This window comes from Streptomyces sp. RP5T, from assembly GCF_003933965.1.
Taxonomy (GTDB): domain Bacteria; phylum Actinomycetota; class Actinomycetes; order Streptomycetales; family Streptomycetaceae; genus Streptomyces.
In genome coordinates this window covers 1-8,711 of sequence record NZ_RSAJ01000354.1, presented here as the reverse complement: position 1 = coordinate 8,711, position 8,711 = coordinate 1, and the positions used below count along the sequence as shown (strand labels likewise).

Annotated in this window: 11 protein-coding genes and 2 pseudogenes; 11 read left to right on the top strand and 2 right to left on the bottom strand. The window is 68.9% G+C overall.

Annotation, left to right across the window (positions count from 1 at the left end):
* From EHS43_RS29420 to EHS43_RS29410, 3 genes are all read left to right on the top strand, one after another.
* Positions 1-1,000, top strand: a 1,000-nt coding sequence (locus tag EHS43_RS29420; protein ID WP_148104114.1) for a cytochrome P450, incomplete at its 5' end; no start/stop codon positions are given.
* 58 nt (positions 1,001-1,058) lie between these two features.
* A complete protein-coding gene (locus EHS43_RS29415) occupies positions 1,059-1,256 on the top strand; it encodes a ferredoxin (RefSeq protein ID WP_125193755.1) in 198 nt (65 codons plus the stop codon).
* Positions 1,253-2,443 carry an NAD(P)/FAD-dependent oxidoreductase gene (locus EHS43_RS29410; protein ID WP_125193754.1) on the top strand — a complete coding sequence of 397 codons (1,191 nt, stop codon included), beginning with the start codon at positions 1,253-1,255 and terminating at the stop codon, positions 2,441-2,443. Before EHS43_RS29415 ends, EHS43_RS29410 begins: the two co-directional genes overlap by 4 nt.
* Positions 2,444-2,500: 57 nt before the next feature.
* Here EHS43_RS29410 and EHS43_RS48845 read toward each other — a convergent pair whose 3' ends face one another.
* On the bottom strand, positions 2,501-2,650 hold the full coding sequence (locus EHS43_RS48845) for a hypothetical protein (protein WP_185806464.1): 150 nt from the start codon (positions 2,648-2,650) through the stop codon (positions 2,501-2,503).
* Positions 2,647-2,949: a YdcF family protein gene (locus EHS43_RS48840; protein ID WP_312023447.1), complete on the bottom strand. Its 303-nt coding sequence runs from the start codon at positions 2,947-2,949 to the stop codon at positions 2,647-2,649. The genes EHS43_RS48845 and EHS43_RS48840 overlap by 4 nt, the downstream gene beginning before the upstream one ends.
* A gap of 65 nt (positions 2,950-3,014) precedes the next feature.
* On the opposite strand from EHS43_RS48840, the pseudogene EHS43_RS29400 reads away from it, so the two are divergent.
* The 8 genes and pseudogenes from EHS43_RS29400 to EHS43_RS29365 all read left to right on the top strand — a co-directional run.
* A pseudogene (locus EHS43_RS29400) lies at positions 3,015-3,467 on the top strand (hypothetical protein); the annotation flags it as partial.
* Between the two features lie 60 nt (positions 3,468-3,527).
* Positions 3,528-3,856: pseudogene (locus tag EHS43_RS29395) on the top strand (transposase); the annotation flags it as partial.
* Between the two features lie 184 nt (positions 3,857-4,040).
* On the top strand, positions 4,041-5,237 hold the full coding sequence (locus EHS43_RS29390; protein ID WP_125193753.1) for a helix-turn-helix domain-containing protein: 1,197 nt from the start codon (positions 4,041-4,043) through the stop codon (positions 5,235-5,237).
* A gap of 254 nt (positions 5,238-5,491) precedes the next feature.
* Positions 5,492-5,968 carry an ATP-binding protein gene (locus tag EHS43_RS29385; RefSeq protein WP_125193752.1) on the top strand — a complete coding sequence of 159 codons (477 nt, stop codon included), beginning with the start codon at positions 5,492-5,494 and terminating at the stop codon, positions 5,966-5,968.
* A 47-nt stretch (positions 5,969-6,015) separates the two neighbouring features.
* Entirely contained in the window at positions 6,016-6,390 is a 375-nt protein-coding gene (locus tag EHS43_RS29380; protein WP_125193751.1) for a DUF6415 family natural product biosynthesis protein, read from the top strand.
* The gene (locus EHS43_RS29375) at positions 6,387-7,076 is read left to right on the top strand and encodes a hypothetical protein (RefSeq protein WP_125193750.1); all 690 of its coding nucleotides are present in this window, start codon (positions 6,387-6,389) and stop codon (positions 7,074-7,076) included. Before EHS43_RS29380 ends, EHS43_RS29375 begins: the two co-directional genes overlap by 4 nt.
* A 321-nt stretch (positions 7,077-7,397) precedes the next feature.
* The gene (locus EHS43_RS29370) at positions 7,398-7,898 is read left to right on the top strand and encodes a hypothetical protein (protein WP_125193749.1); all 501 of its coding nucleotides are present in this window, start codon (positions 7,398-7,400) and stop codon (positions 7,896-7,898) included.
* Positions 7,899-7,967: 69 nt separating this feature from the next.
* Positions 7,968-8,621: a class I SAM-dependent methyltransferase gene (locus EHS43_RS29365; RefSeq protein WP_125193748.1), complete on the top strand. Its 654-nt coding sequence runs from the start codon at positions 7,968-7,970 to the stop codon at positions 8,619-8,621.
* Positions 8,622-8,711: the final 90 nt, after the last annotated feature.

Sequence of the window (8,711 nt, the reverse complement as noted above, 5' to 3'; positions counted from 1 at the left end):
GACCCACCCCGGCGCCCCCACCGACAGGGCGGGCCAGCAGCAGCTTTCGCCAGGGTTCTTCGTCAACCACGACGACCCGGTCCACGCTGTGATGCGGCGCACCGTGACCCGTGAGTTCATGGTCAAACGTGTGGACGCGCTGCGCCCGGCCGTCGCACGCCTGACCGGGGAACTCCTCGACGACTTCACCCGGCGCGAGGGCCCCGTCGACCTGGTGGAGCACTTCTCGCTGCCGCTGCCGTCCGTGGTCATCTGTGAACTGCTGGGCGTGCCCTACGAGGATCACGCGTTCTTCCAAGGGCAGACGAAGCAGCTCGCCGACCGAAGGGCCACGGCCCAGGAGTTCCAGCAGGCATTCGCGAATCTCTCCGAGTTCCTGCTGGGACTCGTCTACACCAAGCGCGCGGCCCCCGGCGACGACGTGGTCACACGGCTCGCCGCGCAGGTGGACGAGGGTGTCATCACCGATCAGGACGCCGCCGACATCGGCGCCATGCTGCTGATCGCCGGGCACGAGACGACCGCGAACATGATCGCGCTGAGCACCGTCACCCTGCTGCAGCATCCTGACCAGATCCCGCGTCTGTTCGGCGGACCGGACCAGGTCGCCCAGGCGGTGGACGAGCTCCTGCGCTACCTCGCGGTCGTGCACGTCGGGCTGCGCCGCACCGCCCTGGAGGACGTCACCGTCGGCGGCGTCACCATCCGCGCCGGCGAGGGCGTGATCGTCTCTGTCAACGTCGCCAACCGCGACCCGGAGTTCTTCACCGACCCCGACGACCTCGACCTGGCCCGCGGGGACGCCCGCAAACACCTGGCCTTCGGCTACGGCATCCACCAGTGCATCGGCCAGCCGCTGGCCCGCGCCGAACTGCAGATCGTCCTGCCCGAACTCTTCCGCCGGCTTCCCGGCCTGAAGCTCGCCCTGCCGCTGGAGGAGATCACCTTCAAGCAGTACGCCAGCGTCTACGGCGTCGACGAACTGCCCGTCACCTGGTGATCCGGCCTGCCTGAACTTCCACCCCACACACAGAAACAATCAAGAGGGAAGAACCGTCATGCGTGTAGAAGTCGACGTCCCCAAGTGCGTTGCCTCGGGCCAGTGCGTGGAGCTCGCCCCCGACGTCTTCGACCAGCGGGAAGAGGACGGCATAGTCGTCCTCCTCGACGACGCCCCGCCCGCCGAACTGCACGACGCCGTCCGCGAGTCCGCCACCGTGTGCCCCGCCGCCGCCATCCGCCTGGCCATGTCATGAGCGCACCCACGACCGCCGGCGCACCCGACCGCGTCGTCATCGTCGGCGCCTCCGCGGCCGGCCTCGCCGCCGCCGAGACCCTGCGCCGAGAGGGCCACACCGGCACCATCACCCTCATCGGCGACGAATCCGCCGCCCCCTACGACCGGCCGCCCCTGTCCAAGGAGATCCTCTCCGGAGCCTGGAGCCCCGACCAGCTGCCCCTGCGCACCGAGACCGACCTCAACGCCCTCGGCCTGGACGCCCGCTACGGAAGCGAGGCGAACGGCCTGGACGCCGCCGCCCGCACCGTCCTGCTCTCCGACGGCTCCGTGGTGCCATACGACGGGCTGATCGTGGCGACCGGAGTCCGACCCCGGCAGCTGCCCGGTATCCCTGCCCACACCCTGCGCACCCTCGACGACGCCCTCGCCCTCAGGAACCGTCTCGGCCCTGGCCGCACGCTGGCCGTGGTCGGCGCCGGATTCCTGGGCGCCGAGGCCGCCGCGGTCGCGGCCTCCATGGGCACCCGGGTGATCCTCCTGGAACCCGCCCCGGTCCTGCTGGCCCACGCGGTCGGCGAGGACATCGGCCGCATCTTCTCCCAGGCCCACCTCGACCACGGCGTGGACCTGCGCACCGCGACCACCGTCAGCGAGGTCGTCACCGGCGGCGTACGGCTGGACGACGGCAGCCTGGTCGAGGCCGACACCGTGCTCGTGGCCATCGGCTCCCGCCCCAACACCGAATGGCTGACCGGCAGCGGCCTGCCCGTCGGTGACGGGCTGAACTGCGACATGTACTGTTCCGCCGCCGGCGGGGTGTACGGCGCGGGCGACGTGGCCCGCTGGCACAACTCCCTCTTCGGCACCTCGATGCGCATCGAACACCGTACCAATGCAGCCGAGCAGGGCATGGCCGCCGCCCGCAACCTCCTAGGCGCGCAGCGGCCGTTCGCCCCCGTGCCGTACTTCTGGTCCGACCAGTACGACATGAAGATCCGCGCCTGCGGCTACCTGCGCGGCCACGACGAGGTGCACATCACCGAAGGCAGCGTCGAAGAACGGAAGTTCACCGCCGTCTACCGCACCGGCGACCACCTCACCGGGGTCCTGTCCGTCGGCATGCCACCCAAGAGCATCCGTCCCTGGCAACGGGCCATCGCCGCCCGCACACCCTGGACGCTCACACGAGAAGCGGCAGCATGAGCGGCACCGCCTGCCAGGGGGAGACCTCTGGCAGGCGGGCCCACTGGGGCCGGCAGGTCAGGAGGCGATGAGGTAGTCGGTGAAGCCGTCGCGGATGAGGGATTCGTACGCTGCGTGCACGTCCTCCAGGACGCACTGCGAGATGGCGAAGCCGAGGTCCGGGTACTCGATCACCCGCTGCAGGCCGCCGAACATCATGCCGATCACTGTCTCCTCTCGCCCATGGCTTTGAGGTAGGCGTCGAACGACAACGGGTCAGAGGCGCACACCACTTCGACCTCGGGCCACTGCTTGCGGCACGTGACACAGGCCCGTCGCTCCACGTACGGCATGGTGACCAGCAGCACGGAGCGTGGCCGGACACCGGCTGCGGTGATGACGTCGCGCGCGTAGGCGATGTTCTGCCCGGTGTTGGCGGCCTTCGGTTCCAGCAGGATCGCGTGGGCCGGAACGCCGATCGCGCGAGCGTGTTCGCTGAAGTGCACCGCCTCACCGCGAGGAAACACGCTGCTGATTGCCGGGCTGTTGCCGCCGGTGAAGACGAGGGGGGAAGAGCCCCGCCCTGTCCAGGTTGACGGCCCCTCCGCAGTCCACCCTGCAGCGCCTCCTTGGTGCCCGCGCCAGCCGCGCTCTTGACGAACACGCCCACGGTCACGACACCCAGGTCGTCGACCCCACCGCGTCCGGCACCGGAGCCCCAGCGAGCCTCAGTACGGAACACCGCTTTGCCCGGGACGAACTCGACCCGACCGCCCGCCGGCGCACCCTCCTCTCCCTAGCCGACGACCTCGGCGCCCGCCTCCGCGCCTCCCGCCAGATCGCCACCGGCGTGACCTGCACGATCCGCTACGCCGACGGCAGCGTCACCCGCCGCAGCCGAACCCTGCCCGAAGCCCCCCAGCACACCCTCCTCCTGGCCCGGACCGCCTATGCGGTGTACGACTCCCTCGCGCTTCAGCGCGCCAGGGTCCGCAGCATCGCCTTGCGGGCCGGCGCGCTTCGGCCCGCCGCCCGGGCCACCCGGCAGCTCGCCCTCGACGCAGGCGACGACAAACCCCTTGCCCTCCTCAAGCCCGAGCAGCACGACCTCCTGGCCAAGCTCACCGCCGCCTGCCCCGAGATGACCCAACTGGCCTCAGGTATCAGAGACTTCGCCCCGCTCCTTACGCCACACACCGACAACACCGATGCGCTCACGCACTGCATCGCCCAAGTCCGAACAGCCGACCTGCCCCACCTACACGCCTTCTTCCGGGGCCTGGACCGGGACATCGACGCCGTGATCGCCGGGCTCACGCTTTCGTACAGCAACGGCCCCACTGAGGGGGCAACACCAAGACCAAACAGATCGCGCGCCAGATGCACGGACGAGCAGGCTTCACCCTGCTCCGGCACCGCATCCTCCTCGGATAACAGCACGCTCCGTCACCACCGAATGTGAGACAGGGCCGTTAGATTTACACTCCCGTTTGAAGAGCTGGAGGATCCTGCGGGAGGAGAGCGAAGAGCCCCGCTCCCCAAGGGGGCGGGGCTCGTTCGTGACCCACGAAGCTGACCGCGGGTACTGTTCTGGTGTCGAAGCAGAACAGGAGCCAGTATGCACGCTCTGCCCGAAGACCACACCGGCGTGCGAATGCGTCGCCTTCGCCGTGAACGCCATCTCACGCAAAGGGCTGTCTCGGACCTCTCCGGGATTCCGTACAGCACGTACACGAAGACGGAGCAAGGTGTCATTCCGGCCACGCCCCACGTGATCGCCGCGTTCGCCCGAGCGGTTCGTGTCGAGGTGGCGACTGTCGTCGGCCAGCCCTACGCGACCCAGCTGCGCGCCGACGAACTCGACGTGCTGATAAGCCCAGTTCGCGAGGCGCTCGACGTTTACGATCTCGGCGCCGACCCGGACATCCAGCCCCGCAGTCTCGCCGCTCTGCACGGCGACGCCGAAGCCCTGTGCGCGGCAGTGCGCGCTGGGGAGATCAAGCAGGCGGCGAGCCGTGTCGCTGGCCTGATCGAAGAGGCCACGACGGCGGCGCACTTGAGTGGCAGCACCGAAGGATGGTTGACGCTTGCCTCGTTCTACCGCACTGCCTACGACGTCGCGGCCAAGCTCGGCTTTGCGGATCTGGCTCAGCTGTCACTCGCCCGGATGGACTGGGCCGCGCAGCGCGGCTCGGACGCTGTCCTTGGCGGCATGTTCCACTACCTGCGGGCGCTGACGTACCTGCGTGAGGGCAAGTACCGCACAGGGGAGCGCCTCGTGTCCCTCGGATTGTCGGCGCTCCAGCAGGCCGACGAGAGTCGCGAGCGCGAGGTCGTCACGGGGCAGATCCACCTGGGGGCGGCCGTTATGGCCGGGCGGGCGCACAACAAGGACGAGGCGCTCACTCACCTCGGCGAGGCTGAGCGGATCGCCGGCACGACCGGCGAATCGGTGCAGGTGCACTGGCTCGCCTTCGGCCCGACCAACGTGAAGGTGCATCGTGTGTCGGTGCTCGCCGAACTCGATGAGTACAGCAAGGCAGTTGAGGTGACGTCGGACCTTCGTATCCCCGACGACTGGCCCAAGTCGCGGACGAGCCACCACTACGCCGAAGTCGCTCGCGCGCAGATGTGGACGGGGAAGATCGACGAGTCGTTCAAGAGCCTGCTGATCGCCCGGAAGACGGCGCCGCAGCAGGCGAAGTACCACCCGACCGTGCGGGAGACGTACGCCGGTCTTGAAGCCGCTTACCGGCGGCTGCCCGAGTCGTTCCTGTCGTACGGCTCTTGGCTGGGCGCGGCGGCGCACGCCTAGCGCATAACGTAGGTCAGCCCTTGGCCCCAACTATCAACAATCCTTGATAGTTGGGGCCTCGTCGTGCGGCCACCATGTCGTAACTGGACTTTCGACATGGAGCCGACCATGACGAACAACCGCTTCGCGGAGCGGCGGCGCACCCGTCGACGCGCCGCATCGGATGCCCCCCTGCTCCACCTCTTCCGTAGCACCCGCAGGCCGAGTCCTGCACACCTTTCGTTGTCGGCTCCGCGTTCCCATAAGAGGACGTGATGACGACGATTGCCGTAGACCTGCGCCGCCCGGGCCTCCACCGCCGCGACGCCATGACCGCATCGTTCGCGGTCGTGCCCTGTGATGGCGAGCGCCTGCCTCGCGACGAGGACGCCCAGCGGGTACGGGACATGCGCCGTCTCGTTGCCGCCCGGCTCGAACAGTGCGGCCTCGAAGCGATGACCGACGACGTGCTGGTGATGGTCTCGGAGCTGCTGACGAACGCGCTTGTGCACAGTGGCAGTGGGGAGATCTCCCTCTCGCTCGTCGTGCTGGCCAACGATCTGCGTATTGAGGTCCGCGACGGTATGCCCGGCGTGGCTGAGCCGAAGCGGCCCGAGCCGTCGGACGAGTCCGGGCGCGGACTGTGGCTGCTCGACGCCTTGGTCAAGGAACGCCGCGGCACGTGGGGTACGTACGACGCCGGCGCCTGCACCTGGTGCGAGCTGCCCGTGGCGACGGGAGTACAGCGGTGAACGCGGCGGTCGCGATCTCGCGATGGACACGTCCCGTGCCCCGGTGGATGGCCCCGCTCGACGAGGACGTCGTGAGCGGCGTGTTAGCGGCCATGCGGCGCTGGAGCGCCTTGGACGGCGATGCCCTCCTCGATGACGTCGGCGCGGTCATAGACGACGTGGTGCCGGCTGAGGACGACGTCGAGGAATTAGCTGAGCGGCTGCGCGGCCATCTGATGCGGCTCGTCGCTGTCGCGGTCGCCAACAAGACGGACGAGGACGAACAGGCCGCTGAGTTGATCGAACGGGCTCGCGACATACGCAGTGACGAACTGCCGGGCGACTACTGGCGGGCTGTCGGGCACCTGCGGCGGATGGCGTGGTCGGTGAACGAGTTACTCGAACGGCTCGGCGCCGTCCGATGCCTGAGGGAGTACGCGTGATCCAGTTGCCCGGCCCCGTGGTGAGCCGCGCCAACGAACGAGCGGTGATCCCGTTCATCACCGCACGCAAGGGTGAAGAGGCTGCGCCCGCGAACCTCTATCTCCTGCCCCAACGGGGCACTGGTCAACTGCGGTTGTTCTACGGCGACGAGGATGCCCGGGACCGGTCGGTGGCCGAGATGCTGTGGGCCCGCTCCGCCTTCAGCATGGGTGACGGCGGCATACCCACCGGCGAGCCGCTGTGGAAGTTCGTGCACCCGTACCGGCAGATGGCGACGATGCTCGCGAACTGCTGCGAGATCTGCACCCGCCCGGCGCGGACACCGCTCGGGCTGATCTTCCTTGCCGGACCGAAGGACCACGACCTGACATCGCCGGTCATCTCGACGTGGCAGCCGCCTGTGTGCGCTCGGCATGTCCGTACGGCGCTGAAGCTGTGCCCGCACCTGGAAGGCAGCCCGATGGTCTGCGTCGCCCGGAGCGCGCCCCTGTACGGGGTCATCGGCACGGTGTACGGCCCCGGGCCGGGCGGATCCGTTGTCGCCGTTGAGGAGCCCGACGAACCCGTGAAGTTCAACGATCCGCGGGTTCCACGAACGCTCGCCTCGCAGCTCGCACGGCGCCTGGCGTCATTCCAAGTACTCGACGTGGACGAAGTCCTCACCGAGTTGGCGGTCACCGCATGAACCGACTTTCGGTGCCCGGCTGCTCCCTGCCCGGCCCGATGATTCCCGGACGCACCGGGACCGGCGTCTTCTGGACGGAGGCTTCGGATCTCCCGCTTTCACTCCCCAGTGGTGACGAGCCGGAGCCTCCCAAGACACCGGCGGGGCCGGGTGCTTCCCCTCGCCTCCGGCCTCGTCGGTACCAACGCCCGTCACGGGGCGCCGACCGCGTCCATACGGCGGCCCGTGACGGGCCCTCGACTCCCGCGCCGGGAGCAGAGCAGACCCGGCGCGGGGTGCACCACCCGAACGGCACCGACAACCCCGACGAGAGGGAAGGTCATGACCGTCACTCTGGAACAGCCCCCCACCACGCGGACGCGGGACCCGAAGGAACTGCTCAACGCGGTGGCCCCGCACATCACCGAGCTGACCGTGAACGTCTTCGATTCCGGCATGAGCTTGTGGGATCGCGAGGTCGCCCTGCTGCTCCGCGACCACACCATGGTCCGGGACATGGCCGAGCGGGTTCTCGGCAACGCCGTCATGTACACGATCGGCTGCATCGAGCATCCTGAGGTACATCTGGGTGTCGGCAAGCTCGTGGACATCGGCGTGCATCAGCTCATCCTCGACACCCCCGTCTGGTGGGGGATCTGCCGGCTCTACAACGGCGGCGGCTACAAGCACCACGCACCGTTCATCGAGCGCCGCGGCGACGGTTTGTGCCTGCGGACCGCAGAGTTCCTGACGTCGATCGGGTTCGCGATCGATGAGGAGCTGTGGGCGATCGACGGCGCGGACTGCTCGCCGTGCGACAACAAGGTCCCCGACAGCCACTGACCCGCTACAGTCGCCCCCGTCCTCCCGTGAGGGCGGGGGCGATGCGCCACCACACCCAGAGGAATCACTGTGCCCGTACCGCACGACATCGCAGCCGAGACCGAACTGTGGGACACGTTCGCCGAGTCCGCCTTCAAGCCGGACGCCGAGCCGACGTTCTGCTGGACCCAGTACGCCGGTCACGGCCCCGGCCCCGAACTGCTGGGCAGTCCACGCCGCGTGCTGGAGATCGGCTGTGGCACCGGCCGCGCCGTCGCGTTCCTTGCCGGGCAGGGCGTTGAGGCCCACGGAGTCGACCTCTCCCCGGTCATGGTGAAGAAGACGAGCGAACGGTGGGGCGACACCGGGGCCGTCTTCCACCACGGCGAGGTCCTGGAGTGGCTGGCCGGATGCCGCGACCGCTACGACGCCGTGTACTCCATCTTCGGGGCAGCCTGGTTCACCGACCCCTCCCGCCTGTTCCCGCTGGTGCACGACCGCCTAAACCCGGGCGGAGTGTTCGCCTTCTCCCAGCCGCCGGCCATCCCCGGCGCCTACGGCCCGCAAGGCATGTACAAGGGCGGCTTCGCGGGCAAGGCGATGTTCACCTACCGCTACAGCTACAAGCCGGCCGTATGGCAGCGGCTGCTGACGCGCGCCGGATTCTCCTCCACCCAAGCCGAGACGCTCGACGCGCCGAAGGCCGGGCACATCGGCACAATGATCGTGCGCGCACGCCGCTAGCGCAGCCCCTTGTGCGGCCCCGTCTGCCTGTTCCCCTCCGTGGCGGACGGGCGGGACCTCATCCAACTTGGCCGGCCGTGCACCGATAGT